This is a genomic window from Escherichia sp. KTE172 (assembly GCF_000408845.1).
Lineage (GTDB): Bacteria > Pseudomonadota > Gammaproteobacteria > Enterobacterales > Enterobacteriaceae > Escherichia > Escherichia coli.
The window spans coordinates 1,825,161-1,849,104 of sequence record NZ_KE137316.1 but is presented as its reverse complement, the minus strand read 5'-3'; the positions used below and the strand labels follow the sequence as shown (position 1 = coordinate 1,849,104).

22 protein-coding genes are annotated in these 23,944 nt (G+C 54.7%); 12 read left to right on the top strand and 10 right to left on the bottom strand.

Annotated features, from left to right (window positions below; translation table 11 throughout):
- Positions 1-41: 41 nt before the first annotated feature.
- The 6 genes from flhA to hypA all read right to left on the bottom strand — a co-directional run bounded on the left by flhA (position 42) and on the right by hypA (position 5,811).
- On the bottom strand, positions 42-2,120 hold the full coding sequence (gene flhA / locus G434_RS14930; protein ID WP_001377010.1) for a formate hydrogenlyase transcriptional activator FlhA: 2,079 nt from the start codon (positions 2,118-2,120) through the stop codon (positions 42-44).
- Positions 2,121-2,193: 73 nt separating this feature from the next.
- A complete protein-coding gene (gene hypE / locus G434_RS14935) occupies positions 2,194-3,204 on the bottom strand; it encodes a hydrogenase maturation carbamoyl dehydratase HypE (RefSeq protein ID WP_001059912.1) in 1,011 nt (336 codons plus the stop codon).
- Complete coding sequence (gene hypD, locus G434_RS14940) at positions 3,201-4,322, bottom strand: hydrogenase formation protein HypD (protein WP_001212973.1); 1,122 nt, start codon at positions 4,320-4,322, stop codon at positions 3,201-3,203. Before hypD ends, hypE begins: the two co-directional genes overlap by 4 nt.
- On the bottom strand, positions 4,322-4,594 hold the full coding sequence (gene hypC / locus G434_RS14945) for a hydrogenase 3 maturation protein HypC (RefSeq protein WP_000334881.1): 273 nt from the start codon (positions 4,592-4,594) through the stop codon (positions 4,322-4,324). The genes hypD and hypC overlap by 1 nt, the downstream gene beginning before the upstream one ends.
- Positions 4,585-5,457 carry a hydrogenase nickel incorporation protein HypB gene (gene hypB / locus G434_RS14950; RefSeq protein WP_000337682.1) on the bottom strand — a complete coding sequence of 291 codons (873 nt, stop codon included), beginning with the start codon at positions 5,455-5,457 and terminating at the stop codon, positions 4,585-4,587. Before hypB ends, hypC begins: the two co-directional genes overlap by 10 nt.
- Before the next feature lie 3 nt (positions 5,458-5,460).
- Positions 5,461-5,811 (bottom strand): hydrogenase maturation nickel metallochaperone HypA, encoded by a 351-nt coding sequence (hypA, locus tag G434_RS14955; RefSeq protein WP_001299100.1) that lies wholly within the window; start codon positions 5,809-5,811, stop codon positions 5,461-5,463.
- A gap of 211 nt (positions 5,812-6,022) precedes the next feature.
- On the opposite strand from hypA, the gene hycA reads away from it, so the two are divergent.
- From hycA to hycI, 9 genes are all read left to right on the top strand, one after another.
- Positions 6,023-6,484 carry a formate hydrogenlyase regulator HycA gene (hycA, locus tag G434_RS14960; protein WP_000158056.1) on the top strand — a complete coding sequence of 154 codons (462 nt, stop codon included), beginning with the start codon at positions 6,023-6,025 and terminating at the stop codon, positions 6,482-6,484.
- A 124-nt stretch (positions 6,485-6,608) separates the two neighbouring features.
- Positions 6,609-7,220, top strand: coding sequence for a formate hydrogenlyase subunit HycB (gene hycB, locus G434_RS14965; protein WP_001079186.1), 612 nt, complete (start codon positions 6,609-6,611; stop codon positions 7,218-7,220).
- Positions 7,217-9,043, top strand: a complete 1,827-nt coding sequence (hycC, locus tag G434_RS14970) for a formate hydrogenlyase subunit 3 (RefSeq protein ID WP_001274395.1) — start codon at positions 7,217-7,219, stop codon at positions 9,041-9,043. The genes hycB and hycC overlap by 4 nt, the downstream gene beginning before the upstream one ends.
- A gap of 2 nt (positions 9,044-9,045) precedes the next feature.
- Positions 9,046-9,969 carry a formate hydrogenlyase subunit HycD gene (gene hycD / locus G434_RS14975; protein ID WP_000115226.1) on the top strand — a complete coding sequence of 308 codons (924 nt, stop codon included), beginning with the start codon at positions 9,046-9,048 and terminating at the stop codon, positions 9,967-9,969.
- 17 nt (positions 9,970-9,986) lie between these two features.
- Positions 9,987-11,696, top strand: coding sequence for a formate hydrogenlyase subunit HycE (gene hycE / locus G434_RS14980; RefSeq protein ID WP_001288125.1), 1,710 nt, complete (start codon positions 9,987-9,989; stop codon positions 11,694-11,696).
- Positions 11,697-11,705: 9 nt separating this feature from the next.
- On the top strand, positions 11,706-12,248 hold the full coding sequence (gene hycF, locus G434_RS14985) for a formate hydrogenlyase subunit HycF (protein WP_000493782.1): 543 nt from the start codon (positions 11,706-11,708) through the stop codon (positions 12,246-12,248).
- Positions 12,248-13,015, top strand: coding sequence for a formate hydrogenlyase subunit HycG (gene hycG / locus G434_RS14990; RefSeq protein WP_000067399.1), 768 nt, complete (start codon positions 12,248-12,250; stop codon positions 13,013-13,015). Before hycF ends, hycG begins: the two co-directional genes overlap by 1 nt.
- On the top strand, positions 13,012-13,422 hold the full coding sequence (gene hycH, locus G434_RS14995; protein ID WP_001291922.1) for a formate hydrogenlyase assembly protein HycH: 411 nt from the start codon (positions 13,012-13,014) through the stop codon (positions 13,420-13,422). Before hycG ends, hycH begins: the two co-directional genes overlap by 4 nt.
- Positions 13,415-13,885, top strand: a complete 471-nt coding sequence (gene hycI, locus G434_RS15000; RefSeq protein WP_000132961.1) for a hydrogenase maturation peptidase HycI — start codon at positions 13,415-13,417, stop codon at positions 13,883-13,885. The genes hycH and hycI overlap by 8 nt, the downstream gene beginning before the upstream one ends.
- A 157-nt stretch (positions 13,886-14,042) precedes the next feature.
- Here the strand turns inward: hycI and ascB are convergent, their stop codons facing one another.
- A complete protein-coding gene (gene ascB, locus G434_RS15005; RefSeq protein WP_000110331.1) occupies positions 14,043-15,467 on the bottom strand; it encodes a 6-phospho-beta-glucosidase AscB in 1,425 nt (474 codons plus the stop codon).
- Positions 15,468-15,475: 8 nt separating this feature from the next.
- Positions 15,476-16,933, bottom strand: a complete 1,458-nt coding sequence (gene ascF / locus G434_RS15010; RefSeq protein WP_001107885.1) for a PTS cellobiose/arbutin/salicin transporter subunit IIBC — start codon at positions 16,931-16,933, stop codon at positions 15,476-15,478.
- A gap of 259 nt (positions 16,934-17,192) precedes the next feature.
- Here ascF and ascG point away from each other — a divergent pair, with 259 nt between their 5' ends.
- From ascG to hypF, 3 genes are all read left to right on the top strand, one after another.
- Positions 17,193-18,203 carry a DNA-binding transcriptional regulator AscG gene (gene ascG / locus G434_RS15015; protein ID WP_001309690.1) on the top strand — a complete coding sequence of 337 codons (1,011 nt, stop codon included), beginning with the start codon at positions 17,193-17,195 and terminating at the stop codon, positions 18,201-18,203.
- A 148-nt stretch (positions 18,204-18,351) separates the two neighbouring features.
- Complete coding sequence (gene hydN, locus G434_RS15020; RefSeq protein ID WP_001078777.1) at positions 18,352-18,879, top strand: electron transport protein HydN; 528 nt, start codon at positions 18,352-18,354, stop codon at positions 18,877-18,879.
- 152 nt (positions 18,880-19,031) lie between these two features.
- Positions 19,032-21,272 carry a carbamoyltransferase HypF gene (hypF, locus tag G434_RS15025; RefSeq protein WP_001107663.1) on the top strand — a complete coding sequence of 747 codons (2,241 nt, stop codon included), beginning with the start codon at positions 19,032-19,034 and terminating at the stop codon, positions 21,270-21,272.
- A 77-nt stretch (positions 21,273-21,349) separates the two neighbouring features.
- Here hypF and norW read toward each other — a convergent pair whose 3' ends face one another.
- The gene (gene norW, locus G434_RS15030; protein ID WP_000064692.1) at positions 21,350-22,483 is read right to left on the bottom strand and encodes an NADH:flavorubredoxin reductase NorW; all 1,134 of its coding nucleotides are present in this window, start codon (positions 22,481-22,483) and stop codon (positions 21,350-21,352) included.
- On the bottom strand, positions 22,480-23,919 hold the full coding sequence (norV, locus tag G434_RS15035; protein WP_000029644.1) for an anaerobic nitric oxide reductase flavorubredoxin: 1,440 nt from the start codon (positions 23,917-23,919) through the stop codon (positions 22,480-22,482). Before norV ends, norW begins: the two co-directional genes overlap by 4 nt.
- Between the last annotated feature and the right edge of the window lie 25 nt (positions 23,920-23,944).

Genomic DNA, 23,944 nt, shown 5'->3' with positions numbered 1-23,944 from the left:
GCCTCCTTTCATTGAATGTTGATCGAGTATAACCACATCTGTTAAATCAATGCCGATTTATCAATTCCAAGCCGCTTCATCCGTGACAGCAGGGTCGTGCGTTTCAGCCCCAGACGTTGCGCAGCGCCTTTAGGCCCGGCAACCACGCCGTTAGTTTCTTTCAGCACGCGAACAATCAACTGATATTCATCTTCGCCCTCCTGAGCGACAACTGTTGCGGCAGGCGGCGTTTCTGGTTCCGGTAAAACAATATCTGGCAATGACAGCTGCAGCACGTTGCCGCGTGTCAGCAATACTGCGCGCTCAATGACGTTTTCCAGTTCGCGTACGTTACCCGGCCACTCCATGTTGCTCAAGGTGCGCAGCGTCTCGGCAGGAATGCTGTCGATATTACGCCCCAGACGACGGGCAATTTTGAAGGTAAAGGCTTTCGCCAGCAGCGGAATATCTTCCGGACGCTCGCGTAGTGGCGGCAGGTGGATCGGGAATACGTTCAGGCGGTAATAGAGATCGCTACGGAACTCTCGGTCGGCGACCATTTTTTTCAGATCGCGGTTAGTTGCGGCGATTAGACGCACGTCCGTCTGAATGATTTTGTTGCTGCCGAGACGTTCAAACTCCTGTTCCTGTAATACACGCAGCAACTTCGGCTGTAACTCCAGTGGCATATCGCCCACTTCGTCGAGGAACAGGGAGCTTTTATCCGCCAGTTCAAAACGACCGATACGCTGGGCGCTGGCACCGGTAAAAGCCCCACGCTCATGACCAAACAGATCGCTCTCCAGCAATCCGGCAGGCATCGCCGCGCAGTTCATTTTGACCATGCGGCGATTATTACGCCCACTGAGATTATGGATCGCGCGGGCAATCAGCTCTTTACCTGTACCAGTTTCACCGAGGATCAGAACAGTACTGTCACTTTGCGCCACCATTTCAACTTGTTTAAGTACGCTGTACATGGCTTCGCTGCGGCCAATAATCTCGCCAAATTCACTATCAACATTGTTGAGCTGCTCGGTCAGGGCGAGGTTTTCATCAACCAGCCGTTCTTTCAGACGATGGATTTCCTGATAGGCGAGGGCGTTATCGACAGCGATTGCCACACGTTCGGCAATCTGGCGCAGTAAATTCAAATTGGTAGTGGTAAACACTTTCTCTTCGCATTGCGCCAGTTTCAGCACGCCCAGCATGGTATCGCCAGACATCAGCGGTAACAGGCACAAGGTTTGAATCTGGTTGCCCCAGGTGTCGAACAACATGCGTTCATAGGGGGCTAAATCGTCCCGCTCGTGGAGATTAATCAGCAGCATCTCTTTGCTTTTGAACACGCGTTCGGTGAGGGTTCCGGCTTCATCGACTTCGCTCTGTTCGTGGGCGGGATGTTGTTTATCAAGATAGTGAGTGGAGTAGATGTTGAGTTTGTTTTTACGGTGGCTGCGTAAGACAATGCTGATATCGTCAATGTCGAAATAGTAATGGATTTCTTTGGCGACTTCGCTGACCAGTTCGTCCATATCCAGGCGGGAAAGCACCGCGTTGGTGATGGCGACCAGGATGCGGAAGTTATCGCGTTCCCGGCATAACAACTCATAGTCAACATTGTTAACGACTCGACTCTGGATTTGTTCGGTGACGACAGAAACGATCTGCGTAAATGTTTGCAGACGATTGAACTCTTTTTCGCTCCAGGGGCGATCGTCATAACGAATAAATTCACAGCCACCAAAAATATGCCCTTCTGCCGCCAGTGGCATCAGGCAATAGTGACCAAATTTTGGGTATAGCCCACCTGCGGCCAGCTGCGGCCAGGTTTCACAAAATTCTTCGTAACTGCAATGCAGCGTATCAGGGCGCGACAAAATGCTGCGTACCGGACCGTGTGCCAGAACAGTTTCGTCTTCATATTTAATGGGGGTGTCTTTTTCACGCGACGCGTAATAAGACGCACGTTGAGTCTGCGCTTGCCACAACACAATAGCCGCGTTGTCGGCGAGCGCAGAACGCTTTACCAGTAGCGAAAGAGCCTCACACAGCGAGGCCAGATCGGGCTGCTGCAATAGTGTCCGAGTGATGTCGAACAAACCTTGTTGTCCGAGATCACTCATCGGTGTATATGACATTTTGTTCTTCCAGGAAAGCACCGCAAAGCGGTGCAAAAGGTCATTGACTAACTATAGGAGATTTAGAATTTTATTAGCATATACGCGGTAACGGTTCGGCGTGTGGTAAATCGAGGGTTCGTTTCACGCCATACAGACCGGCAAGACGAACACCTTTACGTTCCACCACTTCACCAATCAGCGCCGCGTCTTTCCCCAGTGGATGGGAATGTAACGCTGCCAGCACTTGCTCTGCCGCGTTGCGTTCAACGGCGATCACCAGTTTGCCTTCGTTGGCAAAGTTAAGGGCGTCCAGTCCCAGCAGTTCGCAAACGCCGCGCACGGCTGGTTTAACCGGCAGTGCCGCTTCTGAAATTTCAATACCACAACCGCAGGCTGCCGCGAACTCATGTACCACCGCGTTTACACCACCACGGGTGGCATCACGCAGCGCTTTCACGCCGGGAATGTCACGCAGCGTCTGAATAAGCGGCGTTAGTACCGCACAGTCGCTGACCAGTTCGCCATCCAGCCCCAGCTGCTCACGCAGGTTAAGGATAGTCGCCCCATGGTCGCCGAGTGTACCGCTAACCAGCAATACATCGCCTGCGGTTAGCGTCTGTGCGCCCCAGTGAATATTCGCCGGAATTGCGCCCATGCCAGCGGTGTTGATAAACAGTTTATCTGCCGCGCCGCGCTGCACCACTTTAGTATCGCCAGTGACGATGGCAATGCCTGCCGCGCGGGCGGTTTCTGCCATGCTGGTCACTACGGCTTTCAGTGTCTCCATCGGCAATCCTTCTTCGAGGATAAAGCCACAGGAGAGATAGCGCGGAATAGCGCCACTGACCGCAACGTCATTCGCGGTGCCGCAAATCGCCAGCTTGCCGATATTACCGCCAGGAAAGAACAGCGGGTCAATGACGTAACTGTCGGTGGAGAACGCCAGACGGTCGCCTTCCGCTACCAGCTGCGCCAGATCAAGACGTGCCTGATCTTCCTGCTCTGCCAGCCACGGGTTGGCAAAGGCTTCCATAAACAGGCTGTTGATTAATTGCTGCATCGCCTGGCCGCCGCTACCGTGGGCGAGTTGGATATTATTCACGCTTCACTCTCCTGCTGACGATACTGATACCACGCGGCGCACGCTCCTTCGGAGGAAACCATCAGCGCACCAAACGCGGTTTGAGGATTACAGGTGTTACCAAACAGCGGGCATTGATGCGGCTTACATTTGCCCGTTAATACTTCGCCACAACGTGCGCGCGGGTCATCGCAGACCTGCTGCGGTGCCGGGCGGAAATGCGCTTCGGCATCGAATCGTTGATAATCCGGCGTCAGGTGTACACCAGAAGATTCAATCACGCCTAAGCCGCGCCATTCGCTGTCGCCGTTGACACAGAACACATCGGCAATCGCCTGTTGCGCCAGCAGGTTACCGGCATCCGGCACCACCCGACGATACTGATTCTCTACCTTGCTGTGGGCCGCTATTTTCTGCTCCACCAGCATCACCACGCCTTGCAGTAGATCAAGGGGTTCGAAACCAGCGACCACCAGCGGACGATGAAAATCGCTGGCGATAAAATTATAGGCATCAGTGCCGATAACCATACTAACGTGACCGGGCGCAAGAAACGCGTCGATACCGTTATCCGGCTCTTCCAGCAAACTGCGCAGCGTCGGGATAAGCGTAATATGCTGGCAGAAGAAGTAAAAATTCTGCACATCACGCGCTTTCGCCTGTTGCAGAGTGATGGCCGTCGTCGGCATGGTGGTTTCAAAACCTAAGCCGAAGAACACCACTTTGCGGGTTGGATTCTCCTGCGCCAGTTTCAACGCATCCATCGGCGAGTAAACGATGCGCACATCGGCACCGCGTGCCTTTGCCTGTAACAGCGAACCCTGTTTCCCTGGTACGCGCATGGCGTCGCCAAAGGTACAGAAGATGACTTCCGGATGGCTGGCAATCTCCACGCAGGTGTCGATTCTGCCCATCGGCAGTACGCACACCGGGCAACCGGGACCGTGGATAAACTCAACGTTTTCCGGCAGCAACTGGTCGAGGCCGAATTTAAAAATGGCGTGGGTATGACCGCCACACACCTCCATAATCCGCAGAGGGCGTTCGGCGGTGTAAGAGAGATGTGAAGCACGTTCGCGCAGATGCTCAATTAACTGCATCACCTGTTCCGGCGCGCGATATTCATCAACAAAACGCATTATTTTTCCTCGCCATACAACAGCGCACCGACATCCGGCTCAACGTCAAACATGTTTTGTAAGGCGTCGAGAGTGTCGCGTGCTTCGGCTTCATTAATTACGCTCATGGCAAAGCCAACGTGAACCAGTACCCACTGGCCCACGCGTGGCTGACCGTTTTCATCGCAGCTGCCGACTAACGTTAAATCGACGTCGCGCTGAATGCCGCAGACGTCGACTTTCGCCTGGTTGCCGTCAATGGTGCGGATCTGGCCGGGAACGCCTATGCACATCGCTGTGTCTCCAGCCAGTTCAGCCACTGGTCCATCCCTTCGCCGCTGGTGGCGGAAATAAGGATGATTTCAATTTCTGGATTGACTTCGCGGGCGCAGGCGATGCACTTCTCAACGTCAAAGTTGAGATACGGCAGCAGGTCAACTTTGTTGAGCAGCATCAGCGAGGCGGCGGCAAACATATGGGGATATTTCAGCGGTTTGTCTTCACCTTCGGTAACGGAAAGCACCGCCACTTTGTGTTTTTCACCGAGATCGAAGCTCGCCGGGCATACAAGGTTGCCAACGTTTTCGATAAACAGAATACCGTTATCGTCCAGTGGCAGGCGCGGCGCGGCGTCGGCAATCATCTGTGCGTCAAGATGGCAGCCTTTACCGGTGTTCACCTGAATCGCTGGTGTGCCGGTAGCGCGAATGCGTGCGGCATCGTTCACGGTTTGCTGGTCGCCTTCAATAACCGCGCACGGAACGCTGTCTTTCAGGCGCATTAAGGTTTCCGTCAGCAGGGTGGTTTTACCGGAACCAGGGCTGGAAACCAGGTTGAGCACCAGTTGCTTGCGGGCAGCAAAGCGCGCGCGGTTGCGTTCAGCCAGACGGTTGTTTTTGTCCAGCACGTCAATTTCAACTTCCAGCATCCGGCGCTGGCTCATGCCCGGCGCGTGAGTGCCCGCTTCGCCATGACCGTAATGCAGGTCGCCTTCTTCAGTCTGGCTGGGGGTAAATTCAGGCGTTTTAATGCCGGTGATTTTCATCTTCGGGCGTGCCGCCGGGGCAAATGGCGCGCTACGAAACGCGGAATGAGGGTTATGTTCATCACCCTCGATATACAGGTTGCCTTCACCGCAACCGCATGTTGTACACATCGCTCACTCCTGGTCTATTTCTATCCGCCGAATCTGTAAACCGTCGTCTGCCACAATCTGTAGCATGTCACCATGACACTGTGGACAGCGGCGGACGCGCTGGGTCAGTAGCGTCACATACTGTTGGCATGTTTCACACCAGCATTCGGCCTCTTGTTCTTCGAGGTGCAGTTTACAACCTTCCGCCACGCTGCCGCGGCAAACCAGATCAAAACAAAAGGCAAGAGAGCTGGTTTCGACACAAGAAAATGCGCCAATTTTGAGCCAGACCCCAGTTACGCGTTTTGCGCCGTGTTTTGCGGCCTGCTGTTCGATCAATTCCAGTGCCCGTTGGCAGAGGGTTATTTCGTGCATATCGCCTCCCATTAACTATTACCAGCCATAAGCAATAATTGTGCCAGTGTTGATTATCCCTGCGGTGAATAATGTCGATGATGTCGAAATGACACGTCGACACGGCGACGAAATTCATCTTTATCTTAAAAATCTGTTTCATAACAATGAATTAAAAGTTGGCACAGAAAATGCTTAAGGCTGGCATCTCTGTTAAACGGGTAACCTGACAATGACTATTTGGGAAATAAGCGAGAAAGCCGATTACATCGCACAGCGGCATCGTCGCCTACAGGACCAGTGGCACATCTACTGCAATTCGCTGGTTCAGGGGATCACGTTATCGAAAGCGCGCCTGCATCACGCCATGAGCTGCGCGCCGGACAAAGAACTCTGTTTCGTCCTTTTTGAACATTTTCGCATTTACGTCACCCTGGCGGATGGCTTTAACAGCCACACCATCGAGTATTACGTCGAAACAAAAGATGGCGAAGACAAACAGCGGATTGCGCAGGCGCAACTGAGCATTGACGGCATGATTGATGGCAAGGTCAACATCCGCGATCGCGAACAGGTTCTGGAACACTATCTCGAAAAAATCGCTGGCGTTTACGACAGCTTATACACCGCCATTGAAAACAATGTGCCGGTGAATTTAAGCCAACTGGTAAAGGGACAAAGCCCGGCAGCATGAGCTGAGGCTTTGCCCGTTTTGCAGGCGTTACGCCTGTTTGGGGATGGGCGTGTCGATGAGTGTCGAAAATGACATTTCATCGGCATGTTTTCGTCAAAAATGACAATCACCTGAGGAATGCCTGGTGAATCGTTTTGTAATTGCTGACTCCACGCTCTGTATCGGCTGCCACACCTGTGAGGCCGCCTGTTCAGAGACGCATCGCCAGCACGGCCTGCAATCAATGCCGCGCCTGCGAGTGATGCTCAATGAAAAAGAATCTGCGCCGCAGCTCTGTCACCACTGTGAAGATGCGCCTTGTGCGGTGGTCTGCCCGGTTAACGCCATCACCCGCGTTGATGGGGCCGTGCAGTTGAATGAAAGTCTGTGCGTAAGCTGCAAACTGTGCGGCATCGCCTGCCCGTTTGGCGCAATTGAATTTTCCGGCAGCCGTCCGCTGGATATTCCGGCAAACGCCAATACCCCGAAAGCGCCACCGGCACCGCCTGCTCCGGCGCGTGTCAGCACATTGCTTGACTGGGTGCCAGGTATTCGCGCGATCGCCGTCAAATGTGACCTTTGTAGTTTTGATGAACAAGGTCCGGCCTGCGTGCGGATGTGCCCTACTAAAGCCCTGCATCTGGTGGATAACACCGATATCGCCCGCGTTAGCAAACGTAAGCGTGAGCTGACCTTTAACACGGACTTTGGCGATCTCACCTTGTTTCAGCAGGCTCAAAGTGGAGAGGCTAAATGAGCGCAATTTCCCTGATCAATAGCGGCGTGGCGTGGTTTGTCGCCGCCGCTGTTCTGGCATTTCTCTTTTCTTTTCAAAAGGCGCTAAGCGGCTGGATAGCCGGAATTGGCGGCGCGGTGGGTAGTCTGTATACGGCAGCCGCGGGCTTCACTGTACTGACTGGCGCGGTTGGCGTGAGCGGTGCGCTATCGCTGGTAAGCTACGATGTGCAAATCTCTCCGCTTAACGCGATTTGGCTGATTACGCTCGGTCTGTGCGGTCTGTTTGTCAGCCTCTATAACATTGACTGGCATCGCCACGCGCAGGTGAAGTGCAACGGCTTGCAGATCAATATGTTGATGGCTGCCGCCGTCTGCGCCGTCATTGCCAGCAACCTCGGCATGTTCGTGGTAATGGCCGAAATCATGGCCCTGTGCGCGGTGTTCCTTACCAGCAACAGCAAAGAGGGCAAACTGTGGTTTGCGCTGGGGCGTCTTGGCACTCTGCTGCTGGCGATTGCCTGTTGGCTGCTGTGGCAGCGTTACGGCACGCTGGATCTGCGCCTGCTGGATATGCGTATGCAACAGCTGCCGCTCGGTTCCGATATCTGGCTGCTCGGTGTGATTGGTTTTGGCCTGCTGGCCGGGATTATTCCGCTGCACGGCTGGGTGCCGCAGGCACATGCTAACGCCTCTGCGCCAGCTGCCGCGTTGTTTTCCACGGTAGTCATGAAAATTGGCCTGCTGGGCATTTTAACCCTGTCACTGCTGGGCGGTAATGCACCGCTGTGGTGGGGGATCGCGCTGCTGGTGCTCGGTATGATCACCGCGTTTGTCGGCGGTCTGTATGCGTTGATGGAACATAATATCCAACGTTTGCTGGCTTACCACACCCTGGAGAATATCGGCATTATCCTGCTGGGGCTGGGCGCTGGCGTAACGGGTATCGCGCTCGAACAACCGACGCTGATTGCCCTTGGTCTGGTCGGTGGTCTGTACCATCTGCTTAACCATAGCCTGTTCAAAAGCGTACTGTTCCTCGGGGCGGGGAGCGTCTGGTTCCGTACCGGTCATCGCGATATCGAAAAACTCGGTGGCATTGGCAAGAAAATGCCGGTTATCTCCATCGCCATGTTAGTCGGGCTGATGGCAATGGCGGCGCTGCCGCCGCTGAACGGGTTTGCCGGGGAATGGGTTATCTATCAATCCTTCTTCAAACTGAGCAATAGTGGCGCGTTTGTTGCCCGTCTGCTGGGGCCGCTGCTCGCAGTGGGTCTGGCAATTACCGGTGCGCTGGCGGTGATGTGTATGGCGAAAGTCTATGGCGTCACGTTCCTCGGCGCGCCGCGTACCAAAGAAGCCGAAAACGCCACCTGTGCGCCGCTCCTGATGAGCGTAAGCGTAGTGGCACTGGCGATTTGCTGCGTAATTGGCGGTGTTGCTGCGCCGTGGCTGCTGCCGATGCTCTCTGCTGCTGTACCTCTGCCGCTGGAGCCTGCTAACACCACCGTTTCTCAACCAATGATCACGTTGCTGCTGATTGCCTGCCCGCTGCTGCCATTCATCATTATGGCGATTTGCAAAGGCGATCGTTTGCCGTCGCGTTCCCGCGGCGCGGCCTGGGTGTGCGGCTACGACCATGAAAAATCAATGGTGATTACTGCTCACGGTTTTGCCATGCCGGTGAAACAGGCGTTTGCGCCGGTGCTGAAACTGCGCAAATGGCTGAATCCGGTGTCGCTGGTACCGGGCTGGCAGTGCGAGGGGAGTGCGTTGCTGTTCCGCCGGATGGCGCTGGTTGAACTGGCGGTACTGGTGGTGATTATTGTTTCACGAGGAGCCTGAGAATGAGTGTTTTATATCCGTTAATTCAGGCGCTGGTGTTATTTGCCGTTGCGCCGCTGCTCTCCGGTATAACCCGCGTGGCGCGCGCCCGCTTGCATAACCGTCGCGGGCCGGGCGTGTTGCAGGAGTATCGCGACATTATCAAACTGCTGGGCCGCCAGAGCGTTGGCCCGGATGCCTCCGGCTGGGTGTTCCGCCTGACGCCGTATGTGATGGTGGGCGTCATGCTGACTATCGCTACTGCGCTGCCGGTGGTGACCGTTGGTTCTCCGCTGCCGCAGCTGGGCGATTTGATCACCTTACTGTATCTCTTTGCCATCGCGCGTTTCTTCTTTGCCATTTCTGGTCTGGATACCGGTAGCCCGTTTACCGCTATCGGCGCGAGCCGTGAAGCGATGCTTGGCGTGCTGGTCGAACCGATGCTGCTGCTTGGTCTGTGGGTTGCGGCGCAGGTTGCCGGTTCCACCAACATCAGCAACATCACCGACACCGTTTATCACTGGCCGCTGAGCCAGAGCATCCCGCTGGTGCTGGCGCTTTGTGCCTGTGCATTCGCCACCTTTATCGAAATGGGCAAACTGCCGTTCGACCTGGCGGAAGCCGAGCAGGAGTTGCAGGAAGGTCCGCTCTCTGAGTATAGCGGCAGCGGCTTTGGCGTCATGAAATGGGGTATCAGCCTGAAACAGCTGGTGGTGTTGCAGATGTTCGTCGGGGTGTTTATTCCGTGGGGACAAATGGAAACCTTCACCGTCGGTGGGTTGCTGCTGGCGCTGGTGATTGCCATCGTCAAACTGGTGGTTGGCGTCCTGGTTATCGCGCTGTTCGAAAACAGCATGGCCCGTCTGCGTCTTGATATTACTCCGCGCATTACCTGGGCTGGGTTTGGCTTTGCATTTTTAGCGTTCGTCTCCTTGCTGGCGGCGTGATTAAAGAGAGTTTGAGCATGTCTGAAGAAAAATTAGGTCAACATTATCTCGCCGCGCTGAATGAGGCATTTCCGGGCGTCGTGCTGGACCACGCCTGGCAGACCAAAGATCAGCTGACTGTCACCGTAAAGGTGAACTATCTGCCGGAAGTAGTGGAGTTTCTCTATTACAAGCAGGGTGGCTGGCTGTCGGTGCTGTTTGGTAACGACGAACGCAAACTGAATGGTCATTACGCCGTTTATTACGTGCTGTCGATGGAGAAGGGCACCAAATGCTGGATAACCGTGCGCGTTGAAGTTGACGCCAACAAACAGGAATATCCGTCCGTAACGCCGCGCGTTCCGGCGGCGGTATGGGGCGAGCGTGAAGTGCGCGATATGTACGGTTTGATTCCGGTAGGGCTGCCGGATGAACGTCGTCTGGTGCTGCCGGATGACTGGCCGGATGAACTTTATCCGCTGCGTAAAGACAGCATGGATTATCGTCAACGTCCGGCACCGACTACCGATGCTGAAACCTACGAGTTCATCAACGAACTGGGCGACAAGAAAAACAACGTCGTTCCGATTGGTCCGCTGCACGTCACTTCTGACGAACCGGGCCACTTCCGTCTGTTCGTCGATGGCGAAAACATTATCGACGCCGACTACCGCCTGTTCTATGTCCATCGCGGCATGGAAAAACTGGCGGAAACCCGCATGGGTTACAACGAAGTGACCTTCCTCTCTGACCGTGTGTGCGGGATCTGCGGCTTTGCTCACAGCACCGCCTACACCACGTCGGTGGAAAACGCGATGGGTATTCAGGTACCAGAACGTGCGCAGATGATCCGCGCCATTCTGCTGGAGGTAGAACGCCTGCACTCGCATCTGCTCAACCTCGGCCTCGCCTGTCACTTTACCGGCTTCGACTCCGGCTTTATGCAGTTCTTCCGCGTGCGTGAAACCTCCATGAAAATGGCAGAGATCCTTACCGGTGCACGTAAAACCTACGGCCTGAACCTGATCGGCGGGATTCGTCGCGATCTGCTGAAAGACGACATGATCCAGACCCGCCAGCTGGCACAACAGATGCGTCGTGAAGTGCAGGAGCTGGTGGATGTGCTGCTGAGCACACCGAACATGGAACAGCGCACCGTCGGCATTGGTCGTCTGGACCCGGAAATTGCCCGCGACTTCAGTAACGTTGGCCCGATGGTCCGCGCCAGCGGACACGCTCGCGATACCCGCGCCGATCACCCGTTTGTTGGTTATGGCCTGCTGCCAATGGAAGTCCACAGCGAGCAGGGCTGCGACGTTATTTCCCGTCTGAAAGTTCGTATCAACGAAGTCTATACCGCGCTGAACATGATCGACTACGGTCTGGATAACCTGCCGGGCGGTCCGCTGATGGTGGAAGGCTTTACCTATATTCCGCACCGTTTTGCGCTGGGCTTTGCCGAAGCGCCGCGCGGCGACGATATCCACTGGAGCATGACCGGCGACAACCAGAAGCTGTACCGCTGGCGCTGCCGTGCCGCGACCTACGCGAACTGGCCGACCCTGCGCTACATGCTGCGTGGCAACACTGTTTCCGATGCGCCGCTGATTATCGGTAGCCTGGACCCTTGCTACTCCTGTACCGACCGCATGACCGTGGTCGATGTACGTAAGAAGAAGAGCAAAGTGGTGCCGTACAAAGAACTCGAGCGTTACAGCATTGAGCGTAAAAACTCGCCGCTGAAATAAGGAATCGCCATGTTTACCTTTATCAAAAAAGTCATCAAAACCGGCACGGCGACCTCGTCTTATCCGCTGGAGCCGATTGCGGTTGATAAAAACTTCCGTGGTAAGCCAGAGCAGAACCCGCAGCAGTGCATCGGCTGCGCGGCCTGCGTCAATGCCTGCCCGTCAAACGCCTTAACGGTTGAAACCGACCTCGCCACAGGAGAGCTTGCCTGGGAGTTCAATCTTGGACGCTGCATCTTCTGTGGACGCTGCGAAGAAGTCTGCCCGACGGCGGCGATCAAACTGTCGCAAGAGTACGAACTGGCGGTGTGGAAGAAAGAAGACTTCCTGCAACAGTCCCGTTTCGCGCTGTGTAACTGCCGCATCTGTAATCGTCCTTTCGCCGTCCAGAAAGAGATCGACTACGCCATTGCACTGCTTAAGCACAATGGTGACAGTCGCGCGGAAAACCACCGCGAAAGCTTTGAGACTTGCCCGGAATGTAAGCGCCAGAAATGCCTGGTGCCGTCCGACCGTATTGAACTGACTCGCCATATGAAAGAGGCCATCTGATGAGCAATTTATTAGGCCCCCGTGACGCCAACGGCATTCCGGTCCCGATGACGGTGGATGAATCCATCGCCAGCATGAAGGCGTCGTTACTGAAAAAAATCAAACGTTCTGCCTACGTTTACCGCGTGGACTGCGGCGGCTGCAACGGCTGCGAAATCGAAATTTTCGCCACTTTGTCGCCGCTGTTCGATGCAGAACGCTTCGGCATTAAAGTCGTTCCTTCACCGCGTCATGCGGATATTTTACTGTTTACCGGCGCGGTCACCCGTGCAATGCGATCCCCTGCGCTGCGTGCGTGGCAGTCCGCGCCGGACCCGAAAATCTGTATCTCCTACGGTGCCTGCGGTAACAGCGGTGGCATTTTCCACGATCTCTACTGCGTGTGGGGCGGTACGGATAAAATCGTCCCGGTGGATGTCTACATTCCGGGCTGCCCGCCAACGCCTGCCGCTACGCTATACGGCTTTGCAATGGCGCTCGGCCTGCTGGAGCAGAAAATTCACGCCCGTGGGCCGGGTGAGCAGGATGAACAACCGGCGGAGATCCTGCATGGCGATATGGTGCAGCCGCTGCGTGTGAAAGTAGATCGCGAAGCACGCCGCCTGGCGGGTTACCGTTACGGTCGCCAGATTGCCGATGACTTCCTGACACAGTTAGGGCAGGGCGAAGAGCAGGTTGCACGCTGGCTGGAAGCGGAAAACGATCCGCGTCTGAACGAGATTGTCAGCCATCTGAATCATGTTGTTGAAGAGGCGCGTATCCGATGAGTGAAAAGGTGGTGTTCAGTCAACTGAGCCGTAAATTTATTGATGAGAACGATGCCACGCCCGCCGAGGCGCAGCAGGTGGTCTATTACAGCCTGGCGATTGGTCACCACCTTGGGGTTATCGATTGCCTGGAAGCGGCGCTCACCTGCCCGTGGGATGAATATCTGGCATGGATTGCCACTCTGGAGGCGGGCAGCGAAGCCCGCCGCAAAATGGAAGGCGTGCCGAAATATGGTGAGATCGTCATCGACATTAACCATGTGCCGATGCTGGCCAACGCATTCGATAAAGCCCGGGCAACGCAAACTTCGCAGCAGAAAGAATGGAGTACAATGCTGTTAAGTATGCTGCATGATATTCATCAGGAAAACGCCATCTATTTGATGGTGAGGAGATTGCGTGACTGACGTTTTACTCTGTGTTGGCAATAGCATGATGGGCGATGATGGCGCAGGCCCGCTGCTGGCGGAAAAGTGCGCCGCCGCGCCGAAAGGTAACTGGGTGGTGATTGACGGCGGTAGCGCACCGGAAAACGACATTGTCGCTATCCGCGAACTGCGCCCGACACGACTGCTGATTGTCGACGCCACGGATATGGGGCTAAACCCCGGCGAGATCCGCATCATCGACCCGGATGACATCGCCGAGATGTTTATGATGACTACCCATAACATGCCGCTGAACTACCTTATCGACCAGTTAAAAGAAGATATTGGCGAAGTGATTTTCCTCGGCATCCAGCCGGATATCGTCGGCTTTTACTACCCGATGACCCAGCCGATTAAAGACGCCGTAGAAACCGTTTATCAACGGCTGGAAGGCTGGGAAGGGAATGGCGGCTTCGCACAGTTAGCGGTGGAAGAAGAGTAGTTTTTCAGTAAGGAATCAGGACAGGGATGTTCTTGATGAGGGAATCAGAACTGATAGCAAACGCCAGATTGCCCGATGCGCTGCGCTTATCGGGCCTACCTGGTTCGTGCGACATGTAGGCCGGATAAGGCGTTCACGCCGCATCCGGCACTGTTACTTACTCTAAATCTTCACCGTTACTGGCAATCACTTTTTTATACCACCAGAATGATTTCTTACGCGTGCGCGCCAGCGTACCGTTGCCTGCGTCGTCACGGTCTACGTAGACAAAACCGTAGCGTTTGCTCATTTCACCCGTTGAGGCGGAAACTAAATCAATACAGCCCCAGGTGGTGTAGCCCATCAGCGGAATGCCGTCTGCAATCGCTTCGCCCATTGCGCGGATATGTTCGCGTAAATAGCTGATGCGATAGTCGTCGTTAATCTCACCATTGGCAGCAAATTCATCTTTTGCGCCGAGGCCGTTTTCCACCAGAAACAGCGGCTTCTGATAACGGTCGTACATCATATTCATGGTGATACGCAGACCGAGTGGATCAATACCCCAGCCCCAGTCGCTTACCTGTAGATATGGGTTACGCAGCGATTTCACCACGTTCGCCGCACTGCTGTTGTTGGCGTTCATCTCCGCCGAGGCGCAGCGCGAGGCGTAATAGCTGAAGGAGACAAAATCGACGGTGTTTTTCAGGATTTCATCATCGCCCGGTGCTTTGTCGATGGTTACCCCTTTTTCGAGGAATACGCGGGCAGAGTAAGCCGGATACGCGCCCCGCGCCTGCACATCGATAAAAAACAGGTTTTCCCGGTCTTTCTCCAGCGCCGCCCAGACATCTTCCGGCTTGCAACTGTAAGGGTAGAAGTTACCGCCCGCCAACATACAGCCCACCTGATTTTGCGGGTTAACCTCATGGGCGATTTTGGTGGCTAACGCACTGGCAACCAGCTGGTGATGCGCAGCCTGATATTTCACCTGATCCTGATTTTCCCCTTCTTCAAACACCAGACCCGCGCCGGAGAACGGGCTATGCAACATAATGTTGATTTCATTGAAGGTTAGCCAGTATTTCACCAGACCATCAAATGCTTCAAAGCAGGTTCTGGCGTAGCGGCTGAAAAACTCCACCAGCTTGCGGTTACGCCAGGAGCCATATTCGGTGACCAGATGCATCGGCACATCGAAGTGGCACAACGTGACCAGCGGTTCGATACCGTACTTTTTACACTCTTCAAAGACAGAACGGTAAAAAGCAATGCCCTGCTGGTTGGGCGTCAGTTCATCGCCCTGCGGGAAGAGGCGGCTCCAGGCAATTGAGGTACGGAACACTTTGAATCCCATCTCTGCCATCAGGGCGATATCTTCTTTATAACGATGATAAAAATCCGTCGCCTCATGGCTGGGATAAAACTCGTCATCGCGCAACTGAAAACGTTTTTCCAGCCCCAGTTTCACCGCCATTCGATGCTCGCCGTGCGGGATCATATCGACCGTGGTCAGTCCTTTGCCGCCTTCGCGGAACGCACCTTCAGACTGGTTGGCGGCAAGCGCGCCGCCCCATAAAAAACCTTCTGGAAATACTGACATTTTCATCCTCAATTAAGACTTACTTCTTTGGCGATGGTCGGTTGTACGCTCTGATGCTTTCGCGCCTGGGCAGCCGCTTCCTCAACAGGAATATCCTCAAAGCCGAGCAACAGTGTGAGGATAAACGACAGCACGACCGCCAGCGCCATGACCGCGAACACCCAGACGATGCTCATTGGATTCGCCGGATCGAAGAACTGCACGCTGGTAAATAGCCCCGGCGCTGCCATTGAGTGGCTGGCAAGCCCCGCCATACCGGCAACCGCGCCGCAAATAAAACCGCTGATAAGACTGGCGATAAGCGGACGTTTCAGGCGGATCGCCACGCCATATAACGCCGGTTCGGAAATCCCCGCCATAATGGCTGATGCCGCCGCAGCCAGCGCCGTCTGGCGCAGTTCCGGGTTTTTCGTTTTCCACGCCACCGCCAGTGATGAACCGCCCAGCGACAGGTTAGCGCCGATCTCTGACGGCATGACCATCCCTTCTTTGCCGGTTTCGGCAATGGTCTGAATGATGGTTGGCGTAAAGACGCGGTGCATCCCGGTCATTACCAGCAGAGGCCACAGCGCGCCCATAATGGCGACTGAAAGCCAGCCCAGATAACCATGAATGGTGTAAACCAGCGCCGAAATGGCGCTACCGATCCAGATACCAATCGGGCCAATCAGCAGAATTGCCAGCGGTGCGGCAATCAACACAATCAGCATTGGCTTGAGGAAGTTTTTAGTCACCGCCGGTGTAATGCGATCCACCCAGCGTTCGATATATGACAGGCACCAGGTCATCACCAGCGCCGGGATCACCGTGTAGGTGTATTTCACCGCGGTGACCGGGATCAGGGCAAATTCTACATGTTCACCCTGGGCCGCTTTCGCCATTAATTCAATAAAACTCGGATGTACCAGCACACCCGCGATGGCAATCGCCAGCGACATATTGGTTTTAAATTTGATGGCGGCAGATGCCGCGACCATTAGCGGCAGGAAGAAGAAAGCACCGTCACCAATCACATTCAGAATGGTTAAAGTCGGCGATCCTTTTGTCAGCACGCCGCTCATCTCGAGGATCATCGCCAGCAGTTTGACCATCGATCCGCCGATAATCGCCGGGATCAGCGGTGACATGGTACCGATCAGCGCATCGAGGATCCCCGCACCAATGCGACGTAGCGTAAGTTTGGGTTTACCCACGGGCTGTGCGGGCTGCATATCTCCCGGCAGCAGGCTGACGACTTCCTGAAAGGCTTGTGAAACGGTATTGCCGATAATCACCTGACACTGGTTGTCACTACGTACCACGCCGAGCACGCCGGAGATGGTTTTCAACGTCGGACTGTCGATAAGCTGGTCATCTTTGATAACAAAGCGCAAACGCGTCATACAGTGCGTGACTGCCGAGATGTTATCAACGCCGCCCAGTGCCGCTATCACCGAGCGTGCCAGCGCCGCATAATTTTTGGCCATCGGATTTTATCCTGTTATCAGTAGGGTAGATGTAGTTGTTATCAGTCGACGTGACGGAAAAATGCCGATGCTGAAACGGAATTAAGAAACCGGTTTCACAAAATCATGAATAGTTGTCACTAAATAAGCAAGAGAGTTAATTGTTCATTTTTTATATTTGTGAAACCGGTCACCTGAATATTTTTCCCGCCGATTGCGCAAGGACAATCGGCAAACGGTGCAGTACACTGCGTTAATTGCGTGTAAAGGGATGAAAATGATGACGACGATGCTGGAAGTGGCGAAGCGCGCCGGGGTTTCAAAAGCGACCGTTTCCCGCGTGCTTTCAGGTAATGGCTACGTCAGCCAGGAGACTAAAGATCGCGTGTTTCAGGCGGTAGAAGAGAGCGGTTACCGTCCAAACTTGCTGGCGCGCAATCTGTCGGCGAAGAGTACTCAGACGCTGGGGCTGGTAGTGACCAACACACTTTACCACGGCATTTATTTTAGTGAATTACTCTTTCATGCCGCGCGAATGGCGGAAGAGAAAGGGCGACAGTTGCTATTGGCAGATGGTAAACACAGCGCCGAAGAAGAGCGCCAGGCGATTCAGTATCTGCTGGATTTGCGCTGCGACGCCATTATGATTTACCCGCGTTTTTTAAGCGTGGATGAGATTGATGACATCATTGACGCACACAGTCAGCCGATAATGGTGCTTAATCGCCGCCTGCGCAAAAATAGCAGCCATAGCGTCTGGTGCGATCATAAACAGACCAGCTTTAACGCCGTGGCAGAGTTGATAAACGCCGGACATCAGGAGATTGCTTTCCTTACCGGCTCGATGGATTCCCCCACCAGCATTGAACGTCTTGCCGGGTATAAAGACGCGCTGTCGCAGCATGGTATTGCGCTCAATGAAAAACTTATCGCTATCGGTAAATGGACGCCCGCCAGCGGGGCCGAAGGGGTAGAAACGTTGCTCGAACGTGGGGCTAAATTTAGCGCGTTAGTTGCCAGTAACGACGATATGGCGATAGGTGCGATGAAAGCGTTGCACGAGCGCGGCGTAGCGGTGCCAGAGCAGGTGTCAGTTATCGGATTCGATGATATCGCAATTGCCCCCTACACCGTTCCGGCGCTCTCCAGCGTAAAAATTCCGGTGACTGAGATGATTCAGGAAATTATTGGACGGCTGATTTTTATGCTCGATGGCGGGGATTTCTCACCGCCGAAAACCTTCAGCGGAAAACTGATCCGCCGCGGCTCCCTCATTGCTCTTTCGCGATAAACATTGTCATCACATGTCATCGTCACTAGTGTCGATGACATCGTTTTTCCTGCATTACAGAAATTAATTTCCTTAAATAACAGTGTATTAAAAACTGGCATGATTTGTGAATGTATCGGCGCATTAACTGTCATTGCTGGAGAATTTGATGAACCGTTTCATCATTGCTGACGCGAGTAAATGTATTGGTTGCCGTACCTGTGAAGTGGCGTGCGTGGTTTCTCATCAGGAAAATCAGGACTGTGCATCGCTGACCCCGGAAACATTTTTACCGCGTATCCATGTCATTAAAGGTGTGAACATTTCCACGGCGACAGTTTGCCGTCAGTGTGAAGATGCACCGTGCGCTAACGTCTGCCCGAATGGTGCTATCAGCCGTGATAAAGGGTTTGTTCATGTGATGCAGGAACGTTGCATTGGTTGCAAAACCTGCGTTGTGGCTTGCCCGTATGGCGCGATGGAAGTGGTGGTACGTCCGGTGATTCGCAACAGCGGCGCGGGGCTGAATGTACGGGCTGACAAAGCCGAAGCCAATAAATGCGACCTCTGTAACCATCGTGAAGACGGCCCGGCGTGTATGGCGGCTTGCCCGACCCATGCGCTGATTTGTGTCGATCGTAATAAACTTGAACAACTGAGTGCAGAAAAACGTCGCCGTACGGCGCTGATGTTCTAAAAATCTTACTGAACTGTTCTGGCATCAAAGGAATTCCCGGAAATATTCGTAGAATACGGAGCGGGCGGTATCGCCGACCTGTGATTGCCGGATACGACGCTGTCGTGTCCGGCAGGGCGGGTTACGCAATTCATGATGGCGGGAATAACTCAATGGCAAAAAACACATCTTGCGGTGTCCAACTGCGTATTCGTGGCAAAGTGCAGGGCGTCGGTTTTCGTCCGTTTGTCTGGCAGCTGGCACAGCAATTAAATCTTCACGGCGATGTCTGTAATGACGGCGATGGAGTGGAAGTCCGGCTGCTGGAAGACCCGGAAACGTTTCTTGTGCAGTTGCATCAGCACTGCCCGCCGCTGGCGCGTATTGATAGCGTCGAGCGTGAGCCGTTTATCTGGTCACAACTGCCCACCGAGTTCACTATACGCCAGAGCACAGGCGGCACCATGAATACGCAAATTGTTCCCGATGCCGCTACTTGCCCTGCCTGTCTTGCCGAAATGAATACCCCGGGCGAGCGGCGTTATCGTTATCCGTTTATCAACTGTACCCACTGCGGCCCACGTTTCACCATTATTCGCGCGATGCCTTACGACCGCCCGTTTACCGTGATGGCGGCGTTTCCGCTGTGTCCGGCCTGTGACAAAGAATATCGCGACCCGCTCGATCGTCGCTTCCACGCCCAGCCGGTGGCCTGCCCGGAGTGTGGCCCACATCTTGAATGGGTAAGTCATGGTGAACATGCAGAACAAGAGGCGGCATTACAGGCGGCTATCGCACAGTTAAAAATGGGCAACATTGTCGCCATCAAAGGGATTGGCGGATTTCATCTCGCCTGCGATGCGTGTAACAGTAACGCGGTGGCGACACTTCGGGCGCGCAAACATCGCCCGGCGAAACCGCTGGCGGTCATGTTGCCAGTGGCAGAAGGTTTACCAGACGCTGCGCGCCAGTTGCTTACCACGCCCGCCGCGCCGATTGTGCTGGTGGATAAAAAATACGTACCTGAGCTTTGTGATGATATCGCCCCTGGCCTTAACGAAGTCGGGGTAATGTTGCCTGCGAACCCGCTTCAGCATTTGCTGTTACAGGAACTGCAATGTCCGCTGGTGATGACCTCCGGCAACCTGAGCGGTAAACCACCGGCTATCAGCAACGAACAGGCGCTGGCGGATTTGCAGGGCATTGCCGACGGATTCTTGCTACATAACCGCGACATCGTGCAGCGGATGGATGATTCGGTGGTGCGCGAAAGCGGCGAAATGCTGCGCCGTTCGCGGGGGTATGTGCCGGATGCGCTGGCTTTGCCTCCGGGCTTTAAAAATGTTCCGCCTGTGCTGTGTCTCGGTGCGGATCTGAAAAACACCTTCTGCCTGGTGCGCGGCGAACAAGCGGTGTTGAGTCAGCATCTGGGCGATTTAAGTGACGATGGCATCCAGATGCAGTGGCGCGAAGCGTTACGCCTGATGCAAAACATCTACGATTTCACCCCGCAATACGTTGTGCATGACGCGCACCCGGGCTATGTCTCCAGCCAGTGGGCGCGCGAAATGAATCTGCCGACACAAACGGTGCTGCATCATCATGCTCATGCGGCGGCGTGTCTGGCAGAACATCACTGGCCACTGGATGGCGGTGATGTCATTGCGTTGACGCTCGACGGTATCGGTATGGGGGAGAACGGCGCTTTATGGGGCGGCGAATGCCTGCGGGTGAACTATCGCGAATGTGAGCACCTGGGCGGCTTGCCTGCGGTGGCGCTTCCGGGGGGCGATTTGGCTGCAAAGCAGCCGTGGCGTAACCTGCTGGCGCAGTGCCTGCGCTTTGTGCCGGAGTGGCAGAATTACCCTGAAACGGCAAGTGTGCAACAGCAAAACTGGAGCGTGCTGGCGCGGGCCATTGAGCGTGGAATTAACGCGCCGCTGGCGTCATCGTGTGGACGTTTGTTCGATGCTGTGGCGGCGGCACTGGGCTGTGCGCCAGCCACGTTAAGTTATGAAGGTGAAGCGGCTTGTGCTCTGGAGGCGCTCGCAGCCTCATGCGACGGAGTGACGCATCCGGTGACGATGCCGCAGGTGGACAATCAACTGGATCTCGTCACTTTCTGGCAGCAGTGGCTGAACTGGCAGGCACCGGTTAATCAACGCGCGTGGGCGTTTCATGATGCGCTGGCGCAGGGTTTTGCCGCGTTGATGCGTGAGCAGGCCACGATGCGCGGTATCACTACGCTGGTATTTAGCGGTGGGGTTACTCATAACCGATTGCTGCGTACACGCCTGGCGCATTATCTCGCTGATTTCACATTACTCTTTCCGCAGAGTTTACCGGCGGGTGATGGCGGCTTGTCTCTGGGGCAGGGGGTTATTGCTGCGGCGCGCATCCTGCATGCTGCATAGTGGCGGATGTGGCGTAACTAAGCGTAAAAAGAGCGCGGACAGTCCCCTCGCCCTTTGGGCGAGGGAGAAAACCATGCCTACACCGGCAACGTTTTCAACAATCCAAACGCCTCTTTCATCCGATCCTCACTGACCACAAAGGCGCGAAGCTGGTCGGCATCATCAACACCGCGCGCCACCATTCCCTGGCGTTCGGTATTAATTTGCCAGCGTAAATCCTGACGCTGGGTTTCGCCTGCCAGATGCAGCGGTAATTCTGGCGTTTTGATTTTCACCAGCATCGCAGGGAGTTTCAGCGGCGTGTTATTGCCGAGAAGATTTTTTGCCAGCACCATCGCGCTAAGTTGAATCGGCTGGAGGAACGGCAATACCTGACCGTTAATTTCCGTGCAATCGCCCAGCGCATAAATATCGGCATTACTGGTTTGCAGATAACTATCGACGCAAACGCCGCGATTAATCGTCAGCCCGGCGCGTCGTGCCAGGGCGGTTTCCGGGCGCAGTCCGGTGGCGGCAATTACCGCATCCACTTCGATGCTGCGCTGGCGGTCCAGCGTTGCCAGAATGCCAGAATCCGTTTTTTCCAGCCCCTGCAACTGAGATTTCAACAGCAGATGAACGCCCATCTCCGTCAACCGATGCTGCAAGCGGCTGCTTACTTCCGGTGGCATTAACGACGCCAGAATACTGGCAGCGTTGTCGATTAGCGTGACCGCTTTGCCTGCACGACAAAAATCCATCGCCAGTTCGCTACCAATCAAGCCACCGCCAACAATCAACACGCGTCGGGCATCCCGCAGTTGCGTTTCACAGGCGCGATACTCTTGCTGACTATTTAACGTCAGCATTAACTCACGCCCAGGCACTGGCGGGACAAAGGCACTGGCACCAGTTGCCAGCACCAGCTTGTCGTATTGCCACTGATTATTCTGGCTTTTCACCACATGGGCTTCGGCATCGATATCCATTATCCAGGTGTGCGGAAACAGGTGCAGATTAAACTGCTCGGCAAATTCACCCGCCGTCTGGCGGGTAAGGTCATCGGCACGTTGCCTCTGGCTGATAACATGGCTGAGGTCCGGTTTGTTGTACTCATCCATGCTGTCGGCGGCAATCAGGGTTAATGGAATACAGGCGTCCTGTTTGCGAATATTTTTCACCAGTTGGCGGGCGGCGAAGCCCGAACCAATGATCACAATGCCGTTGCTCATTTTGCCTCCGATGCCAGTTCGTCAAAGACGTCTTTGCCAAGGGAGCATTCCGGGCACAGGAAGTTATCCGGGACTTCACTCCACGGCGTTCCTGGCGCAACGTCCTGCATTGGCTCGCCTTTTGCCGGATCGTAAATCCACTGGCAGACGCTGCACTGCATCCGTGGGCCGAGGTCAGCCGTCGTGGTGGCAGAGGTTTCTTCTTTAACCACCGTATTCACCGTGCTCTGCGGCAGCGGCGCGAGCGCCCACTGACGGGCGATTTCGCGACCGTGTTCACGACATAGCTCCAGAGCGTCCTGGTCCGGTCGCCATTTGGCTTTCAGGCTAAGCGACATTTCGAAACCCGCATCCTGCAGGCGCGTGGAAAGACGATCCACCGCACCGCCGCTCCAGCCGTGAGAGCCGAAAGCACTGGCGCGTTTGTTACGAAAGCGTAATCCGGTCATCTCCTCCACCAGCCCGGCGATTTTCGGCATCATCACGTTATTCATCGTCGAAGTGCCGACCAGCACGCCTTTTGAGCGGAAGACATTGGTCAGGATTTCGTTTTTATCGCTTCGGGCGACGTTGAAAATTTTCACCGCCACGCGTGGGTCGGTTTCCGCAATCCCCTGGGCGATAGCGTCAGCCATCATGCGGGTGTTATTCGACATGGTGTCGTAGAAAATGGTGATTCTGTCTTCCTGATAATCAGCCGCCCATTTCAGGTACAGCTCGACAATTTGCGTTGGGTTATCGCGCCATACCACGCCGTGAGAGGTCGCTATCATATCGACTGGTAAGTTAAAGCCCAGGATCTCGGTAATTTTCGGCGTTACCAGGCGGCTGAACGGCGTAAGGATATTGGCGTAGTAACGCTGGCACTGCTCAAAAAGCTCCGTCTGATCCACTTCATCGTTGAACAGATGCTCGTCGCAGTAGTGCTGACCGAAAGCATCGTTACTGAACAGCACCGCGTCGCCTGTCAGGTAAGTCATCATGCTGTCCGGCCAGTGCAGCATTGGTGTTTCGACAAAAATGAGCTGTTTGCCGTTGCCGATACCCAGCGTGTCGCCAGTTTTCACCACATTAAAATTCCACTCCGGATGATGGTGATGACCATTTATCGAGTCGATAGCGTTGGCTGTACAGTAGATCGGCGTATCGGGAATTTGTGCCATCAGTTCGGTCAGCGCCCCGGCGTGGTCCTCTTCTGCATGGTTAATCACGATGTAATCGATATCCGCCAGATCGATTTCATTACGCAGGTTCTGCACAAATTCGCGGCTGAATTTATGGTCGACGGTGTCGATCAGTACGTTTTTTTCTTCGCGAATGAGGTAGCTGTTGTAGCTGCTGCCGCGCAGCGTTTTATATTCTGTGCCGTGAAAATCACGCACTTCCCAGTCACGTTGACCAACCCAATGAATGTTATTTTTCACCACAATAGACATAGCAACCTCAATTTATTCAGCGTGT

Bases quoted from the DNA above. Each gene is read 5' to 3' on its own strand.
- flhA (WP_001377010.1), bottom strand. From the start codon at position 2,120: ATGTCATATACACCGATGAGTGATCTCGGACAACAAGGTTTGTTCGAC.
- hypD (WP_001212973.1), bottom strand. From the start codon at position 4,322: ATGCGTTTTGTTGATGAATATCGCGCGCCGGAACAGGTGATGCAGTTA.
- hypC (WP_000334881.1), bottom strand. From the start codon at position 4,594: ATGTGCATAGGCGTTCCCGGCCAGATCCGCACCATTGACGGCAACCAG.
- hypB (WP_000337682.1), bottom strand. From the start codon at position 5,457: ATGTGTACAACATGCGGTTGCGGTGAAGGCAACCTGTATATCGAGGGT.
- hypA (WP_001299100.1), bottom strand. From the start codon at position 5,811: ATGCACGAAATAACCCTCTGCCAACGGGCACTGGAATTGATCGAACAG.
- hycA (WP_000158056.1), top strand. From the start codon at position 6,023: ATGACTATTTGGGAAATAAGCGAGAAAGCCGATTACATCGCACAGCGG.
- hycC (WP_001274395.1), top strand. From the start codon at position 7,217: ATGAGCGCAATTTCCCTGATCAATAGCGGCGTGGCGTGGTTTGTCGCC.
- hycD (WP_000115226.1), top strand. From the start codon at position 9,046: ATGAGTGTTTTATATCCGTTAATTCAGGCGCTGGTGTTATTTGCCGTT.
- hycE (WP_001288125.1), top strand. From the start codon at position 9,987: ATGTCTGAAGAAAAATTAGGTCAACATTATCTCGCCGCGCTGAATGAG.
- hycF (WP_000493782.1), top strand. From the start codon at position 11,706: ATGTTTACCTTTATCAAAAAAGTCATCAAAACCGGCACGGCGACCTCG.
- hycG (WP_000067399.1), top strand. From the start codon at position 12,248: ATGAGCAATTTATTAGGCCCCCGTGACGCCAACGGCATTCCGGTCCCG.
- hycH (WP_001291922.1), top strand. From the start codon at position 13,012: ATGAGTGAAAAGGTGGTGTTCAGTCAACTGAGCCGTAAATTTATTGAT.
- ascB (WP_000110331.1), bottom strand. From the start codon at position 15,467: ATGTCAGTATTTCCAGAAGGTTTTTTATGGGGCGGCGCGCTTGCCGCC.
- ascF (WP_001107885.1), bottom strand. From the start codon at position 16,933: ATGGCCAAAAATTATGCGGCGCTGGCACGCTCGGTGATAGCGGCACTG.
- ascG (WP_001309690.1), top strand. From the start codon at position 17,193: ATGACGACGATGCTGGAAGTGGCGAAGCGCGCCGGGGTTTCAAAAGCG.
- hydN (WP_001078777.1), top strand. From the start codon at position 18,352: ATGAACCGTTTCATCATTGCTGACGCGAGTAAATGTATTGGTTGCCGT.
- hypF (WP_001107663.1), top strand. From the start codon at position 19,032: ATGGCAAAAAACACATCTTGCGGTGTCCAACTGCGTATTCGTGGCAAA.
- norW (WP_000064692.1), bottom strand. From the start codon at position 22,483: ATGAGCAACGGCATTGTGATCATTGGTTCGGGCTTCGCCGCCCGCCAA.
- norV (WP_000029644.1), bottom strand. From the start codon at position 23,919: ATGTCTATTGTGGTGAAAAATAACATTCATTGGGTTGGTCAACGTGAC.